Genomic DNA, 16,018 nt, shown 5'->3' on the forward strand with positions numbered 1-16,018 from the left:
CTAAGCTTTTTTATTTGGGTATTTTATTGTGAATGTTGAACCAATATTTACTTGACTTTCTATTTCTATAACACCATCGAAAGCTTCCACTTGGTTTTTTGTAAGGTATAAACCAACACCTTCTGCATTGTCGTTGTTATGAAACGTTTTGTATAAACTAAAAATATCATTTCCATATTTATTTAAGTCTATGCCTAAACCGTTATCGTTAAATGATATTATAATGTGGTCTTCTGTTATTTGAGATTTAATATTAATTACAGGAGTTCTATCTTTATGTCTATACTTAATAGCATTAGATATTAAGTTTTGTAAAATACTTTCAAAATAAGCTGGATTTTGCTCTAATGATAAATTGCTAGTAATATCTTTATTTATAATAGTTCCAGTATTTTTTATTTTAATTTCTAAAGCCTTAATAGCATCGTTAACAAAGCTATTTACGTCAATAGTTTCTATATTATTATCTTTTGAAGATTCTGTACTTACAATTCTATTTAATCCTTTTATAGTTTTTGTTAAAGAATTACTTATTGTTTTTAAATAGTCTATAACCTCTTTTTTCTCATTGTCGTTTTTTGCTTCATCATAAAAGTTTAATAAACTTTCAAAATTTGCTGCATGAGATTTTAAATTATGAGTAGCTATAAATGCAAAATTTTTAAGTTTTTCGTTTTGCTTTTTAATTACACTTTGCTTCTCGGTAATATTGGATTCTTGTTTTTTACGCTTATCAATATCTATTATCGTTCCAATTATACGAATATGCTTACCATTTGCATCTCTTGTAACAACTTTTCCAATATCCTTAATCCATTTATAAGTCCCTTTTCTAGTTAAAATTCTGTGTTCACTAACATAATTAGGAGCTTTATTGTCTAAATGAATTTTTAAATTTTTAAGAACATTTTCTAAATCTTCTGGATGGATTCTATCTTGCCAATTGTAAATTTGTGTTTGGTCGTCTAATTGTTCTAAATCTAATATTTTTTGAGCTTCAATAGAATAATTAACTGTTCTATTTAAAGCATTAAAATCCCAAACACCAATATTAGAATTTTCTAAAGCAAATTTAGAAATAAAATTATCGATTATTATTTTAGAATTATAATCTACATAATCATTAATGTCTTCATAGGTATTACTTATTTTATTCATGGAGAATAATATTTGTATGTTTGGGGTGTTTCAAATATAAAAAACAATGTTTTTTTGCTTTTATTTGATGCGAAAATACAAATAAATAACGATTAAATGTAAATAAATACGTTAAAGTGTTTATTTTGGTGTCTAAAAAGAATTATAAAATGTAATTATAATTTTTTATTAGGCATGATTATATTAAAGGTAGTACCCATATTAACTTCGCTTTCAACTGTTATTTTTCCACCAAAAGCTTCAATTTGATTTTTTGTTAAATATAAACCTACGCCTTCGGCATCATTATTATTATGAAACGTTCTGTATAATCCAAAAATGTCTTTTCCAAATTTTTCTAAATCTATACCAATACCATTATCTATTATAGATATAGTGATGTTATGCGATGTTATCTTAGATTTTATTGTAATTACAGGATCTCTTTGTGGGTGTTTGTATTTAATTGCATTGGAGAGTAAATTTTGTATAATACTTTCTAAATAAGCTGGATTGTATTGTATGTAGAGTTTAGGGTCAACAAGGTTATTAATTGTAGCACTATTTTCTATAATTACAACATCTAATAACTTAAGTGTTTGTTCTATAAAATTATTAATATTAAGTCGTTCTAAACTAGTATTCTTTTTAGATTGAACACAAACAATTCTATTAAGATTTAAAATTGTTCTTTCTAAGCAATTAGATACTTCTTTTAAATGTGTAATTAATTCTTCTTTTTCTTCAGCAGTATCAGCTTGATCATAAAATTCTAATAGGCTTTCAAAATTACCAGAATATTGTTTAAGATTATGTGTTACAATATGAGCAAAATTTTGAAGTTTATTATTTTGTTTTGTTGCAATAGTTAACGCATTGTGTGTTTTAATTTCATTTTTTATTTGTCGAGAAATATCTGTGTGCGTTCCTACAAAATGTATGTAGCCATCTTTATTGTGATTGTTTATTATTTGACCTTGATCTAAAATCCATTTATAGCTACCGTTTTTACACAATACTCTGTGTTTATTTATATATAGCTTTGTCTTTCCATCAACATGATTTTTAAAGTCTTTAAAATACTTGTTTTTATCATCAGGATGTACGCGGTCATTCCAATCGTTAATGTTGCTGCCAAAACAGTCATCCTCCTCTAAACCAATAATTGCTTTAGAAGATTTAGAAAAAAAGACTTTATTGTTTTTTCCATCAAAATCCCAAACACCAATCTTAGAAATTTCTAAAGCTTTTTGAAGCTTATGAAGGTTAGATTCAGGCGCGTTTAAGTTCTTAAAAAAATTAATATTAGCTTTTAGCATAGCAAATCTTAAATTGAATTATTTTTAAGGGAACTTAATAATTTAATAAACAGCTATAAATCAAATATATACAAAAAAAGCTGCAAAAAGCAATAAAACGCGATAAAATGTTATTTACTTTCTTGGATGAAAGGTTTTTATTACATTTTTTAAATGACTTTTGTCTACATGCATATAAATTTCTGTAGTTGTTATACTTTCATGCCCTAGCATTAATTGTATGGATCTTAAATCTGCACCATTTTCTAAAAGGTGTGTGGCAAAAGAATGTCTAAATGTGTGAGGTGAGATGGTTTTATTTAGATTTATTTTTACAGCCAATTGTTTAATTATGGTAAAAATCATGGCTCTAGTTAATTGTTTTCCTCTTCTATTTAAAAACAAAGTATCTTTAAACTCGTTAGGAATATTTTTATGATTTCTAACTTCTTTTCTATAAATGTCTATATACTTTTGTGTAGAATCAATAATAGGCACAAATCTTTGTTTGTCTCCTTTTCCAGTTACTTTTATAAATCCTTCTTCAAAAAATAAATCTGAAATTTTAAGATTTGTAAGTTCGCTAACACGTAGTCCGCAGCTATAAAGCAACTCTAATATGGCACGATTACGCTCGCCTTGTGGTTTACTTAAATCTATAGCGTTTATTAACTGGTTTATTTCGGTTTCGCTTAATGTATCTGGTAATTTTCTGCCTATTTTAGGAGAGTCTATAGTGTCTAAAGGATTTGTATCTCTATAATCTTCAAAAACTAAATAGTTAAAAAAACCTTTTAAACCAGAAATTAATCTTGATTGTGAACGCGCATTTACAGTTTTAGCAATAGTATATATAAACTCTTGAATGGTTTCTTTAGATATTGAAATAGGAGAGATGCTAATATTATTAGCCTCTAAATAATTAATTAGTTTTTTAACATCATAACTATAGTTACTTATTGAATTTTCAGATAAGCCACGTTCTATTTTTAAATAGAGTTGATAATCTTTAAGTGCATTTGCCCATTTCATAATACTAAAATATAAAAGCAACTTTAATAATGAATCACCTTTTCATTAAAATTCAGTTTATAATGTTTGTTAAAGAAATATTAAAAATTAAAGCTAAAGAAAAGTTAAATATCTTTTATAAATTATTGATAAATAAGTTGTTGTTTTTTATTGATTTTTATTTAACAATTTTTGATGGAACTAGTGTAAAACTGTACAATACTTTTGTGAATTCAAATTAATAAAATCAATTTAAAATGAAAAAATTATTTTTTACAGCTGCAATTGCAGTGCTAGGTTTTACAAGTGTTAACGCACAAGAAGATGTAACAGTTAAAGGTTTCGAAAAAGGAGATGTATTTATTTCTGGAGCAGTAGGTTTTGGTACTGAAAAAACAGGAGATTTAGATTCTAATGTTTTTAATATTGCGCCTAAAGCTGGATATTTTGTTTCAAATAATATTGCTGTTGGATTACAGGCAGGTTTTACTTCTTTATCATCAGACGATAATGGTGTTGATACTGTAGATTCTAACGAATATTCTGTTGGAGCCTTTGGTAGATATTATTTTACTCCAGCTACACAATTCTCTTTATTTACAGAATTAGGAGTAGACTACACTTCTGGAGATAATAAATTAACAGATGTTGGTTACGATGGTTTTGATATTGCTTTTGCACCAGGTATTAGTTATTTTGTTTCTAAAAACTTTGCTATTGAAGCATCGGTTGGTGTATTAGGATATTCTACTTCAGAGGCAGATTTTGATGGAGCGGAGTCAACAGATAATTTTGATGTTGGTTTAAACTTAAATGATATCAATTTTGGTGTTGTTTATAAGTTTAACTAAACTTAATTATATATTATAAAAAAAACCGAAGCTAAAAACTTCGGTTTTTTTATGCCATAACTTTTGTATTTTTACAATATGAAAAAAATAATAATAATTAACGGTCCAAATCTTAATTTATTAGGAAAACGAGAACCTAATATATATGGAAGTCTAACTTTTACAGAGTTTTTTGATACAGTAAAAGAAAAATATCCTAATGTTAATTTAGAATATTATCAATCCAATATTGAAGGAGAAATAATAGACAAAATCCAAGAATGTGGTTTTAATTATGATGGTATTATTTTAAATGCAGCCGCTTATACACATACATCTGTTGGTATAGGAGATGCTGTAAAAGCTATAGAAACTCCGGTTGTAGAAGTGCATATTTCAAATACTTTTTCTAGAGAAGAGTTTAGGCACCAATCGTTTATTGCTCCCAATGCTAAGGGCGTTGTTTTAGGATTTGGATTGCAAAGCTATGAGCTTGCTATCCAGAGTTTTTTATAATATTCTAAAATTTAAGAAAATAATTTTTTCTAAATAAGGTAGTCGATTTTATTAGTGATATAAAATCATGTTTTTATTATTAATAACCATAAATAAAATATTAAAAAAAATATAAATCTTAAGGATGATATTTAGCATAATTATTAATAAAAGTTAAATAATTTAATATCGCTGTTAAACCTTGTTAATTGGACATCTTTTTTGGATTACAGTTCGTAATTTCGATGTAATAACCAAAAAATATATAACATGAAAAAATTAATTTTAAGTACTGCAGTTTTTATTTCTGGTTTAGTATTTTTAAATGCACAATCAGATTCAAAAGAAGTTCAATTTGGAGTAAAAGGAGGTTTAAACTCTTCTACAATTAGTGGTGACGATTTTGGAGATTTAGAATCGAGAACAAGTTTTAATGTAGGTGTTCTTGCAGAAGTTCCAATTTCTGAACGTTTATCATTTCAGCCAGAGGTTTTTTATTCTGGACAAGGATTTGATGTTGCCGAAAACGATCAAGATAATATTTTTGATACTAATGATAATATAGAATATCAATTAGACTACATACAAGTTCCTTTATTATTAAAAGCATATTTAGTTAAAGGATTAAGTGTAGAGGTTGGACCTCAATTTGGCTTTAAAATTCACGAAGAATTAGATTTTCAACCTACTAACGATGGAGGAGATATTGAAATAAATTCTGAAGACTCATACGTTAAAGATTTTAGTACAAGTGTAGCATTAGGTGCATCTTATAAATTTGATAGTGGCTTGTTTGTAAATGGACGTTACAATTTTGGAGTTACAGATATATTTGATGACAATACACCATTTCAAGGAATAGATGCTAAAAATAATGTTTTACAAGTAGGATTAGGTTTTATGTTTTAAAACATAAATAGATATAATAAAAAAAGTTCCAGAATATTCTGGAACTTTTTTTATGTAAATAATATTTGTCTATTATAAATGTATAACCTCATCATAAGCATCTGCTACAGCTTCCATAACAGCTTCACTCATAGTAGGATGTGGATGTATTGCTTTTAAAACTTCGTGTCCAGTAGTTTCTAATTTTCTACCTAAAACAGCTTCTGCAATCATATCTGTAACACCAGCACCAATCATGTGGCATCCTAACCATTCGCCATATTTGGCATCGAAAATTACTTTTACAAAACCTTCTTTATTTCCACCGGCACTTGCTTTACCAGAGGCAGAGAATGGAAATTTACCAACTTTAATATCGAAACCTTTTTCTTTGGCTTGTTTTTCTGTTAAACCAACACTAGCAATTTCTGGAGTACAATAAGTACAACCAGGTACGTTACCGTAATCTATAGCCTCAACATGCATTCCTGCAATTTTTTCAACACATAAAATAGCTTCAGCCGATGCTACGTGGGCTAAGGCTTGACCAGGAGTTATATCTCCAATTGCATAGTAGCCAGGAATATTTGTTTGGTAATAATCGTTTACTAAAACTTTATCTCTATCTACAGCAATACCAACATCTTCTAATCCAATGTTTTCAATGTTAGATTTAATACCAACTGCAGATAATACAATATCAGCTTCTAGTATTTCTTCACCTTTTTTAGTTTTAACTGTAGCTTTAACACCTTCTCCAGATGTATCTACACTTGTTACCTCTGCAGAAGTCATAACTTTTATACCATTTTTCTTAAAAGAACGTTCTAACTGCTTAGAAACTTCTTCGTCTTCAACTGGTACAATTCGGTCTAAATATTCTACTATGGTTACTTCTGTACCCATAGAATTATAAAAGTAAGCAAACTCAACACCTATAGCACCAGAACCAACAACTATAATCTTTTTAGGTTGTTTTGGTAATGACATAGCTTGTCTATAGCCAATTACTTTTTTACCATCTTGTGGTAAACTTGGTAATTCTCTAGAGCGTGCACCAGTTGCAATAATAATGTGGTCTGCGCTATATTCTTTACCATCAACATCAATTTTCTTTCCAGCTTTTAATTTTCCAAAGCCGTCAATAACGTCAATTTTATTTTTTTTCATTAAAAATTTAACGCCATTACTCATTCCTTCAGCAACACCACGACTACGCTTAACAACAGCATTAAAATCTTTATCGTATTCTTTTACAGATAGACCATAATCTTCTGCATGTTTTAAATATTCGAAAACTTGAGCAGATTTTAACAATGCTTTTGTAGGTATACATCCCCAATTTAAGCATATTCCACCAAGATTTTCCTTTTCTACAATAGCAGTTTTAAAACCTAATTGAGATGCTCTAATAGCAGCTACATAGCCTCCAGGACCACTTCCAAGAACAATAATATCGTATTTACTCATCGTATAATTTTTAGTCGTTTTAAGAAACACAAATTTAAGGATTTTCAATTGGAATATCCTAAATTCCAAAAACCAAAAACAAATAAATTCTAAAAAACATTCGTTTACTAGAGATTGGAGTTGGGATTTTGGGTTTTTAGCATAAAATTAATTTTATGCTAAAACCTTATTTATTCTGTTTTTTGTGAATAGTCTTGAAATGGAAAGGTGATTATTAAAATTGCTAAGGATTAATAATTTTATTTAGTTAAAATATTAATTAGAGCTATTTAGATTCACTATCAAACTTAACACTAATAGAATTTACACAGTAACGAGTGCCTGTTTCTGTTGGGCCATCATTAAAAACATGACCTAAATGACCACCGCAATTACTACAAACAATTTCGGTTCTTATCATACCGTGCGATTTGTCTAAAACATACTTAACTGTGCCTTTTATAGATTCGTCAAAGCTTGGCCAGCCGCAGTGTGCATCAAATTTGCTAGAGCTTTCAAATAATTGTTGATTACAGCCTGCACATTTGTATGTACCTTCTTCAAAATGAAGATTGTATTTTCCTGTATGAGGTCTTTCAGTCCCTTTTTCTCTTAAAATACGATATTCTTCATCTGTAAGTTGGTCTTTCCATTCTTTGTCAGATTTTTTAATGTTATAATCACTCATTATTTCTTAGGAATAAATTTTAATGCTACACCGTTTATGCAGTGTCTTTTTCCTGTAGTTTTACTTGGGCCATCGTTAAAAACGTGACCTAAATGGCCACCGCAAGTAGCACAATGTTCTTCGGTTCTTGCATGACCTAAATTATAATCTACAGAGTATTCTACATTTCCTTTAATTTCTCTATCAAAACTTGGCCATCCTGTACCAGAATCGAATTTATCTTCACTATTAAATAGTGGCGTTTCGCATGCTGCACAAACGTATACACCAGCGCCATATTCTTTGTTTAGTGCACTAGAAAATGGTCTCTCTGTACCAGCTTTTCTTAAAACTTGATATGCTTCGTTAGATAATATTTGTTTCCATTCAGCTTCAGTTTTAGTAATCTCGTAATCTTTTTTTTCTTTTTTAGAATCTTGAGCATTACCATTACAATTAAATAAGAAAATGGTTAATACTAATAATGCTATTTTTTTCATATAATTTTTTTTAATAATTAAGGTAAACTTAGTGTTTTTATAGTCGTAAAATTAAGTAGAACCTAACATTATTATTATCAATCTTAAAAACATTTTAAAACTAGCTTTAAACGTTTTTTTAGGTTCTTTGTCGAATAATTACTTAATATTTACTATCGCCTTTACTATTAATTAACGCAACTTTTTGTAAATTGGTTTCAATAATTATAAAAATAATAAATAAATGAAATTTAAATCAAGTATAACCTTAGTTTTAACACTACTTATATTTTTCTCATGTGCAACAAATCCTTTTACAGGAAAAAGCACTTTAGCACTGCCTGGTACCGAAAATAGTTCGTTATTTCCAACTTCATTTGCACAGTACAATCAGTTTTTAAATGAGAATAATGTTATTACTGGTACAACCGAAGCACAAATGATTACTCGTGTAGGACAACGTATTGCGGTTGCTGCAGAACGCTGGTTAAATGCAAACGGAAATCAAGGATATTTAAATGATTACCAATGGGATTATAATTTGGTTAAAGATGATGCTATAAATGCTTGGTGTATGCCAGGAGGAAAAATTGTTTTTTATACAGGTATTTTACCAGTTGCAGAAAATGAAGCTGCCATAGCTGCTATTATGGGTCATGAAGTTGCACATGCTTTGGCTAACCATGGACAACAGCGTATGAGTGCAGGAATGTTACAGCAAATAGGTGCCGTTGCAGGAAATATTGTGTTAAAGGATGATAATGATAGAGCATTATTTAATCAAGCTTATGGTGTAGGCTCTCAAGTTGGTGTTATGTTACCATTTAGTCGAAGTCATGAAACAGAGGCAGATAGAATAGGATTAATACTTACAGGAATTGCAGGTTATAATCCAGATGAAGCAGCAAACTTATGGAGAAGAATGGGAGAAGCAAGTGGAGGACAAGCACCACCAGAGTTTTTAAGTACGCATCCAGCTACAGCAACGCGAATTGCAAATTTAGAAGCACTGGCTCCAACTGCTAAAGCAGAAGCAAAAAAATTCGGTGTGCAATCTTTTAGGCCTGTTACACCTTACTAAATAAATATAAATTCTTATTTTCGAAGCCACTCTATTAAACGAGTGGTTTTTTTTATGAAAAATTTACAAAAAGGAAGTAAAAAACTTCTTAACGCTTGGGCGTTTTATGATTGGGCAAACTCTGTCTACACATTAACTATTGCATCGTCAATATTTCCATTATTTTATGGTTATATATACCCAAATAAAGATGAGCTTATTAGTGTTTTTCAATTAAAACCTACAGTTTTGGTATCTGCGGTAACTGCCTTTACATTTTTGGTGGTAGCTTTTTTATCACCTTTATTATCTGGTATTGCAGATTATGTAGGAAACAAAAAAGTATTTATGAAACTCTTTTGTTACATAGGTGGTCTAGGTTGTATAGGTTTGTTTTGGTTTAGTGCAGATGCTATACATTTAAGCATGTTATTTTATTTTATGGGCTTAATAGGTTATTGGGGAAGTTTAGTTTTTTACAACTCTTATCTTCCGGATATTGCATTTCCAGAACAACAAGATAATATAAGTGCTAAAGGTTTTAGTTTAGGCTATATAGGTAGTGTAATACTTTTAATAATTAATCTGGCAATGGTTATGAGTGTTGAAGGTGAAGCTGCTTTACAAATGATGAGATATTCTTTTATAACCGTTGGATTATGGTGGATGCTTTTTAGTCAATATACATTCTATATGTTACCTAAAGGAGTATCTACAGGACATAAGGTTACTAAAGCAGTTGTTTTTAATGGTTTTAAAGAGTTAAAGCAGGTTTGGAAAGCATTAAACCAAAACAAACGTTTAAAACGTTATTTAAATGCTTTTTTTGTGTTTAGCATGGCAGTACAAACCATTATGTTAATGGCAGTTTATTTTGGAGAAAAAGAAATTAAATGGATAGATAGCGATCAAAAAACAATGGGTTTAATAGCAAGTATATTAGTAATACAAGTAGTTGCTATTTTAGGTGCTGTTTTAACGTCTAAAGCTTCTGCAAAATTTGGTAACATAAAAACATTAATTGTAATTAATGCGTTTTGGATGTTTTTGTGTTTTTATGCATATTTTATGGTTACACCAACTCAATTTTATATTGCAGCCGGTTTAGTAGGTTTTGTAATGGGAGGAGTGCAAGCGTTAGCAAGGTCTACATACTCTAAATTTTTACCAGAGACAGATGATACTACATCCTACTTTAGTTTCTACGATGTTGCCGAAAAAATTGGTATTGTAATAGGGATGACCATTTTCGCTATTGTAGACCAAATTAGTACTATGCGCAATGCTATTTTGTTTTTATTTATATTCTTTTTAGTAGGCATTATATTATTATTTAGAGTTCCAAAAGAAAACGTTTAATTTACTTATGTTTGTAAAAAATAAATTAAAATTTATGAAATTAAATACACTTACATCAATATTTTCAATTGCTTTATTTGCAATATTTTTCGTGTCTTGTGAAAATGAGCCTTTAGAAGGTTTTGATTTTGAAAATAATATTATTGTAGATCCTATTTCTAATAACGACAGTGTTACACCTGTTGAAGGTGAAAACATAGAGGTAGAAGCCTCTACAGGAGATTATTGGCCTACACAAGTTGGCTATGTGTGGAATTTTAATACAACCACTTATGGTAATACTATTAGCGAGATATCGGGAACTACAGTATTTGGAGATGAAACCTATTTCGAGTACGATAATTTTATGGGACAGGATAGTTTTTATATAAGAAAAGATGGTAGTAATTATTATGTAGCTCAAGATATTTCAGGATCAAATGTAAATGGTTATACTGTAGCAGCTCCAGTAATTAAAGTTTTACTTTTAAAAGATAATTTAGAAGTAGGAGAGACATATACACAAAATATTAATTATACAGTTTCTTATACACCAGATCCAGGATATCCTGATTTTCCAGATCAAAATGTAAATACAACTTATGTTACAGAAATGATTGAGCGTGATATTGCTTATGAAGTTGGAGGAGTAGAATACCAAAACGTAATACATATTAAATTAGAAACAATATTTTCAGGTAATGTAGTTGCAACTTCACATTATTATTTTTCTAAAGATATTGGACCAATAAATTTTACACAAACAACAGGTAACGATGCTTTCTTAACATCTTACGAATTTTAATAAAAGTAAAATATAGTAATAGAAGCCACTGTTTTATTAAAAATAGTGGCTTTTTTATTCTGTATATTCATATAAATTGCTCAAATCTTGAATTAAGATAATATTTCTTATGTTTGTTAAATAAATTTTAAATTATGAGAAAAATAGTATTACCTTTTTTTGCATTATTTTTAACTGTGTTTTTATTTACATGTGAAAATGAGCCATTAGATCCAGCTTTTGAAACCGAAGTACCATCAACAGGAGCTAGTTTTGAATGTTTAACCGCATCGCAGGCTTATGCTGTAGCAACTTTAAATTTTAGTACATGGGATGGTGTTTCTGAAAGCCAATATACTACATTATGTACAGCACTAACTAATGCTATACAAGGTGTAATAGATACTTGTGGAGATCCAGATAATAATTTACAAACCTTATTAGGTACTTATGGAGATTGTAGCGAGCCTATAGATCCAAGCTCTTGTGAAGGAGTTACCATAGCGGTTTCGGTTGCTGCAAATAATTATAATAATGCAACAGAAGAATTTTTATCACAAGCATGTAATGTATATATTTCAGTGCTACAAGATCAAATTGATGTATGTGGTGACGACGATGGTTCAATTCAAGCCACTATTGATGCTTTAGGAGATTGTTCTTCTACTTCAGGATTGGTACTGTTAAAAAAGGTAGTTCATACTTATTCTGCAACAGATACTTTTACCTCAGAGTTTACATATGAAGGTAATAAAATAAAAACAGTAATTTTTACAGATGTTGATGCAGGTAGTACTCAAACAGAAACAGAAACATATATTTACGAAAATGAAATACTTACACGAGTAGACTATGAGTACACCAATGCTTCAGATAGTTATGAAGAATTTGAGTATAACTCGTCTAACCAGTTAATAAATACTGTTTTATACAATCCATCTTTAAATGAAGCACAAAAATGGGAGTATACATATAATACAGATGGTACTATTCTTGTAAAAAACTATACAGGAGATTTAACTTCTCAAACAAATTTGTTAGAAGAGTATACGTTAACTTTTGAAAATGGTAATTTAATTTCAGAAAACTTTGTAAACAGCTCTTATACTCATTCTTATGATAATATGAATGGTTTCTTTAAAAATATTCACCAACGCGAGATGTTAAATATCCATTTTTCAGGTGGAGTGGATTTAAATAACCCAACATCGGCAAATTATACAGATGGAGCAGGAAACTCTGAAACAGAGACAACTTCTTATACTTACAATTCTGATAATTATCCAGAAAGTTCTACAACATCGGTAGATGGTGTTGAAGATTTTACATCTGTTTATACTTATTACTAATAAATATAAAAGCCTTAATTCTAAAAATAGAATTAAGGCTTTTATGTTAAAAGTTACACTTTTTAATTCCCAATACTACCAGAGCCAGTAACTTTAGTATCCTCACTTTTAGGAGAGCCTTTATATTCAATATCTCCAGAGCCTGTAACTTTAGCATCTAAATGGCCGTTACATACAATTTCTACATCTCCAGATCCTGTTACTTTGGCCTCTACATCTTTAGCATCTAAATTATAACCATGAAAATCTCCAGAACCAGTTACACTAGCTTTTAGTTTATTGGTTTTACCGTTTAAAGTTAAGTCTCCAGAACCAGTTACACTGCCTTCAATTTCATCGGCATCAACATCTAAAACAATATCTCCAGAACCAGATACACGTGTTGTAAAATTATTTGCTACAATTTTATTTTTAGAAGAAACGTCTCCAGAACCAGAAAGACTTACATAATCAATATCTTGAAAAGGAATTGTAATAGTAATGGTTTTGTTAAAACTAGGTTTTAAATTAATGTTGTTTTCAGTTTTTATTTTAAGAGTGTTTCCTTCAACTTCTGTAATAATATATTCTAAAAGATTGCTTTCGCCCTCTAAAGTTATATCGCCTTCATTTCCTTTTACTAAAATAAAATCCATCCAACCAGCACATTTTATTTCATCGTAATCGCTTGTAGAACGTGTTATGGTTGTAACATTCCCATTACCTTTAATTTTTTTGTTTCCCCAAAATTGAGCTTGCGCAAAAGTAAAACTTGATAGAGTAATAGCTAATAATAAAGTTTGTTTTAGTGTGTTCATAACGTTTGTTTTTTAAATTATTTTTTGATTGATTTTTTTGTTTTAAGTTTAGTTTTCATAAAAAGTAACACTGCCATATTCAGCATTAATTCTTACTAAGTTGCCTGAGTTTTGTGAAATGTTATAGCCCGTGTAGTATCTGTCTGAGGATTCTATTCTTTTTTTAATAAATTTAAAGTTGTCGTCGTTATCTTTTAAAGAACCATACTCCAGTTCTATATCAAAATCGAAGGCAAAAGTTCTATCGTAACCAATTTTTATACCTACATAATCGCTGTCTACAGAAACATTTTTTACACTTTTATGTAGTTTGGAAATTTTTATTGAACCATAGTCTGCTGTTATATCTAAATGCTTAAACACATCGCCAACAATAACAGTTAAATAATCTCCATTACCTTTAATACTGTTTGCTTTGTCTATAGTAATGCCTCCATAATCGCAATTGTAAGTTACTTCTTCAGCAATGTCTATTTTAGATTTTGTATAATCTGCAATAACTTCTAATGAATTTGTTTTAGAAACTGTAAAACCACTATAATCTGCATAAATTTTTCCGCTTTTTATAAATTCGAAATAGCAATTATTAGAGTAGTCAAAATTTATAATATTGTTATCGGCTAAAAGTTCTTTTGTGGTAATCTTTCCGTAATCACAGTTAAGTTCTGCACGACCTTCAAGTGTGCCTAAATTTATGTTGCCATAATCGTTGCTTAAATTTACATTATTAGTAATAGGCATTTTAATAATGTAGTTTATTTTCATTTGAACGTTGTTTTTATTTGTCCAACTCCACCATGATTTATTTTTGTTTTTGCTAAATTTTGTAACTGCTGTAACTAAGTCTGGAGAATTAGAAAAATCTACAGTAATACCATCTAGTTTTTGTTGTACATTATCTTCGTCGTCACCAGATGTTGTTATTTTTATTTCAAAATCTATGGTGTTTCCATTCCAGGTTACAACATCTAAGTTGCCGTAGCTATTATCTACTTTTAAAGTGGCGTTATCCTTAACGTTAAACGATTTTGTAATGGTTTTTTCTTTTTTGTATTTACCATCTTTTCCATTAGTTACGTTAGCAAATATTACTAAAGGGAATAGTAATAATATGGAGAGTAATTTATATTGTATTAATTGTTTCATCAGTGTTTAGTTTAAATGTTTTTATACCTTCTATATTTTCTAATACAGATTTTAATATGTTTATTCTATTCCAGAAATTATCAATCATGGCGTGTATTACACGTTTATCATTTCCGCTTTCTGTTAAATCTATTTTTAATTGTGAATATTCTATTTCAAGTATTTCCATTTGCGACATAGCATCTTTAATAAGTGCTTCTGTTTCTGGTGTACGTTCACTATTAATTTTTTCTAGTTCTTCTGCAATAACAGAGGTAAAGAAATTTTGAGTATTTGCCATCTCTGGAGATACACTTGCTAAATCTTGTATTTTAGGTTCTGTATTAAAACTAAATGCTAATGTTATTAATAATACTATTGTAGCAGCAATACCTAAAAAGGGTTTCCACAAATTTTTATTTGTTTTTTCAGCAACAATAGTTTGTGTGTTATTTTGAGCATTCAATTTTTCTAAAAACCTGTTCTTATGACCATGATTTGGAGTTTCAACATCAAAATCGTGTTGGAATTTCTCAAAAAGCTGATGTAATTTATCGTCTTTCATTAATATTGTTTTTTAGCAAACCAAGGCTTGCATTTTTTTCTTAAACTTTCTTTTGCTCTAGAAATAGTTGTACGACAATTAGCACTAGAAATTCGCATAATATCACTTATTTCTTCGTAATCGAAACCTTCAATTAAATGTAACGTTAGAGCAATACGGTAGTTGTCTTTTAAGGTTTTCATTGTTTCTATTACTTGTTTTGCTTGAATTGTAGTAAACTCGTAATCTTCGTTTATGCCGTTAGTGTCTTCTACTTTGTAGAGTACATCGTCTAATGGTACTTCATCAAATTTTGTACTTTTATTGTAATGGTAAATACTTTTATTAATTACTATTCGCTTTAACCAAGCTCCAAAAGTTTTATTATCTTTTAGAGATTCTAGTTTAGAAAAAGCTTGTAAAAAAGCATTTTGCATAACATCTTCGGCTTCAAAACTATTTTTTACAATACGGTAAGCTGTATTATACATTGCTTTATAATACCTATTGTACAATTCCAATTGCGCAAATTGGTTGTTGGTTTTACAAAGCTCTACGAGCTGTTCTATATTGTAGTTGGTTAATGTCAATTTTAATGGTTTGTTATACTAAAGATACAAGTTAAATGAGTTTGTTACACTTTAGTAAAAAAAAATATAAAAATTATTAAAGGTTAAAGTAAAAGAGCTGATTTATAAATAGTAGTTCACTTTTATTTGTCTCCATAACATTGGCATATTAATTGAAGTTTTATAGACAAATAAAAA

Annotated in this window: 17 protein-coding genes; 7 read left to right on the plus strand and 10 right to left on the minus strand. The window is 29.1% G+C overall.

The window, feature by feature from the left end; genetic code table 11:
- The 3 genes from BWR22_RS07155 to xerD form a co-directional block, all read right to left on the minus strand.
- Positions 1-1,158, minus strand: a complete 1,158-nt coding sequence (locus BWR22_RS07155; protein ID WP_076732986.1) for a sensor histidine kinase — start codon at positions 1,156-1,158, stop codon at positions 1-3.
- Positions 1,159-1,313: 155 nt separating this feature from the next.
- On the minus strand, positions 1,314-2,456 hold the full coding sequence (locus BWR22_RS07160; protein WP_076732988.1) for a PAS domain-containing sensor histidine kinase: 1,143 nt from the start codon (positions 2,454-2,456) through the stop codon (positions 1,314-1,316).
- A gap of 114 nt (positions 2,457-2,570) precedes the next feature.
- Entirely contained in the window at positions 2,571-3,467 is an 897-nt protein-coding gene (xerD, locus tag BWR22_RS07165) for a site-specific tyrosine recombinase XerD (RefSeq protein ID WP_076732990.1), read from the minus strand.
- Between the two features lie 236 nt (positions 3,468-3,703).
- Between xerD and BWR22_RS07170 the strand changes: the two genes are divergently transcribed.
- The 3 genes from BWR22_RS07170 to BWR22_RS07180 all read left to right on the plus strand — a co-directional run bounded on the left by BWR22_RS07170 (position 3,704) and on the right by BWR22_RS07180 (position 5,680).
- The gene (locus tag BWR22_RS07170; protein ID WP_076732991.1) at positions 3,704-4,297 is read left to right on the plus strand and encodes an outer membrane beta-barrel protein; all 594 of its coding nucleotides are present in this window, start codon (positions 3,704-3,706) and stop codon (positions 4,295-4,297) included.
- Positions 4,298-4,375: 78 nt separating this feature from the next.
- Positions 4,376-4,792, plus strand: a complete 417-nt coding sequence (aroQ, locus tag BWR22_RS07175) for a type II 3-dehydroquinate dehydratase (protein WP_076732993.1) — start codon at positions 4,376-4,378, stop codon at positions 4,790-4,792.
- Between the two features lie 249 nt (positions 4,793-5,041).
- Positions 5,042-5,680 (plus strand): porin family protein, encoded by a 639-nt coding sequence (locus BWR22_RS07180; RefSeq protein ID WP_076732995.1) that lies wholly within the window; start codon positions 5,042-5,044, stop codon positions 5,678-5,680.
- Positions 5,681-5,752: 72 nt separating this feature from the next.
- Here BWR22_RS07180 and lpdA read toward each other — a convergent pair whose 3' ends face one another.
- From lpdA to msrB (BWR22_RS07195), 3 genes are all read right to left on the minus strand, one after another.
- On the minus strand, positions 5,753-7,129 hold the full coding sequence (gene lpdA / locus BWR22_RS07185; protein ID WP_076732997.1) for a dihydrolipoyl dehydrogenase: 1,377 nt from the start codon (positions 7,127-7,129) through the stop codon (positions 5,753-5,755).
- A 265-nt stretch (positions 7,130-7,394) separates the two neighbouring features.
- Entirely contained in the window at positions 7,395-7,796 is a 402-nt protein-coding gene (msrB, locus tag BWR22_RS07190; protein ID WP_076732998.1) for a peptide-methionine (R)-S-oxide reductase MsrB, read from the minus strand.
- Positions 7,796-8,275, minus strand: coding sequence for a peptide-methionine (R)-S-oxide reductase MsrB (msrB, locus tag BWR22_RS07195; RefSeq protein WP_076733000.1), 480 nt, complete (start codon positions 8,273-8,275; stop codon positions 7,796-7,798). Before msrB (BWR22_RS07195) ends, msrB (BWR22_RS07190) begins: the two co-directional genes overlap by 1 nt.
- Positions 8,276-8,498: 223 nt before the next feature.
- On the opposite strand from msrB (BWR22_RS07195), the gene BWR22_RS07200 reads away from it, so the two are divergent.
- From BWR22_RS07200 to BWR22_RS07215, 4 genes are all read left to right on the plus strand, one after another.
- Entirely contained in the window at positions 8,499-9,335 is an 837-nt protein-coding gene (locus BWR22_RS07200; protein ID WP_076733001.1) for a M48 family metallopeptidase, read from the plus strand.
- A 54-nt stretch (positions 9,336-9,389) separates the two neighbouring features.
- Positions 9,390-10,673, plus strand: coding sequence for an MFS transporter (locus BWR22_RS07205; protein WP_076733003.1), 1,284 nt, complete (start codon positions 9,390-9,392; stop codon positions 10,671-10,673).
- Between the two features lie 34 nt (positions 10,674-10,707).
- A complete protein-coding gene (locus BWR22_RS07210; RefSeq protein WP_076733004.1) occupies positions 10,708-11,457 on the plus strand; it encodes a hypothetical protein in 750 nt (249 codons plus the stop codon).
- Between the two features lie 134 nt (positions 11,458-11,591).
- Complete coding sequence (locus tag BWR22_RS07215; RefSeq protein WP_076733005.1) at positions 11,592-12,785, plus strand: hypothetical protein; 1,194 nt, start codon at positions 11,592-11,594, stop codon at positions 12,783-12,785.
- Between the two features lie 62 nt (positions 12,786-12,847).
- Here the strand turns inward: BWR22_RS07215 and BWR22_RS07220 are convergent, their stop codons facing one another.
- The 4 genes from BWR22_RS07220 to BWR22_RS07235 are packed head-to-tail and all read right to left on the minus strand — an operon-like array spanning position 12,848 to position 15,841.
- A complete protein-coding gene (locus BWR22_RS07220; protein ID WP_076733007.1) occupies positions 12,848-13,582 on the minus strand; it encodes a head GIN domain-containing protein in 735 nt (244 codons plus the stop codon).
- Positions 13,583-13,630: 48 nt separating this feature from the next.
- Positions 13,631-14,728 carry a hypothetical protein gene (locus BWR22_RS07225; RefSeq protein WP_076733009.1) on the minus strand — a complete coding sequence of 366 codons (1,098 nt, stop codon included), beginning with the start codon at positions 14,726-14,728 and terminating at the stop codon, positions 13,631-13,633.
- Positions 14,706-15,272 carry a hypothetical protein gene (locus BWR22_RS07230; RefSeq protein WP_076733010.1) on the minus strand — a complete coding sequence of 189 codons (567 nt, stop codon included), beginning with the start codon at positions 15,270-15,272 and terminating at the stop codon, positions 14,706-14,708. The genes BWR22_RS07225 and BWR22_RS07230 overlap by 23 nt, the downstream gene beginning before the upstream one ends.
- Positions 15,272-15,841 carry an RNA polymerase sigma factor gene (locus tag BWR22_RS07235; RefSeq protein ID WP_076733012.1) on the minus strand — a complete coding sequence of 190 codons (570 nt, stop codon included), beginning with the start codon at positions 15,839-15,841 and terminating at the stop codon, positions 15,272-15,274. Before BWR22_RS07235 ends, BWR22_RS07230 begins: the two co-directional genes overlap by 1 nt.
- Between the last annotated feature and the right edge of the window lie 177 nt (positions 15,842-16,018).

This window comes from Lacinutrix venerupis, assembly GCF_001971745.1.
GTDB classification, from domain to species: Bacteria; Bacteroidota; Bacteroidia; order Flavobacteriales; family Flavobacteriaceae; genus Lacinutrix; species Lacinutrix venerupis.

Excerpts from the sequence above, each read along its gene's own strand:
- xerD (WP_076732990.1), bottom strand. The coding sequence starts at position 3,467 with ATGAAATGGGCAAATGCACTTAAAGATTATCAACTCTATTTAAAAATA.
- BWR22_RS07225 (WP_076733009.1), bottom strand. The coding sequence starts at position 14,728 with ATGAAACAATTAATACAATATAAATTACTCTCCATATTATTACTATTC.
- BWR22_RS07215 (WP_076733005.1), top strand. The coding sequence starts at position 11,592 with ATGAGAAAAATAGTATTACCTTTTTTTGCATTATTTTTAACTGTGTTT.
- BWR22_RS07155 (WP_076732986.1), bottom strand. The coding sequence starts at position 1,158 with ATGAATAAAATAAGTAATACCTATGAAGACATTAATGATTATGTAGAT.
- BWR22_RS07170 (WP_076732991.1), top strand. The coding sequence starts at position 3,704 with ATGAAAAAATTATTTTTTACAGCTGCAATTGCAGTGCTAGGTTTTACA.
- BWR22_RS07200 (WP_076733001.1), top strand. The coding sequence starts at position 8,499 with ATGAAATTTAAATCAAGTATAACCTTAGTTTTAACACTACTTATATTT.
- msrB (WP_076732998.1), bottom strand. The coding sequence starts at position 7,796 with ATGAGTGATTATAACATTAAAAAATCTGACAAAGAATGGAAAGACCAA.
- BWR22_RS07230 (WP_076733010.1), bottom strand. The coding sequence starts at position 15,272 with ATGAAAGACGATAAATTACATCAGCTTTTTGAGAAATTCCAACACGAT.
- BWR22_RS07160 (WP_076732988.1), bottom strand. The coding sequence starts at position 2,456 with ATGCTAAAAGCTAATATTAATTTTTTTAAGAACTTAAACGCGCCTGAA.
- msrB (WP_076733000.1), bottom strand. The coding sequence starts at position 8,275 with ATGAAAAAAATAGCATTATTAGTATTAACCATTTTCTTATTTAATTGT.
- aroQ (WP_076732993.1), top strand. The coding sequence starts at position 4,376 with ATGAAAAAAATAATAATAATTAACGGTCCAAATCTTAATTTATTAGGA.
- BWR22_RS07210 (WP_076733004.1), top strand. The coding sequence starts at position 10,708 with ATGAAATTAAATACACTTACATCAATATTTTCAATTGCTTTATTTGCA.
- BWR22_RS07205 (WP_076733003.1), top strand. The coding sequence starts at position 9,390 with ATGAAAAATTTACAAAAAGGAAGTAAAAAACTTCTTAACGCTTGGGCG.
- BWR22_RS07180 (WP_076732995.1), top strand. The coding sequence starts at position 5,042 with ATGAAAAAATTAATTTTAAGTACTGCAGTTTTTATTTCTGGTTTAGTA.
- BWR22_RS07220 (WP_076733007.1), bottom strand. The coding sequence starts at position 13,582 with ATGAACACACTAAAACAAACTTTATTATTAGCTATTACTCTATCAAGT.
- lpdA (WP_076732997.1), bottom strand. The coding sequence starts at position 7,129 with ATGAGTAAATACGATATTATTGTTCTTGGAAGTGGTCCTGGAGGCTAT.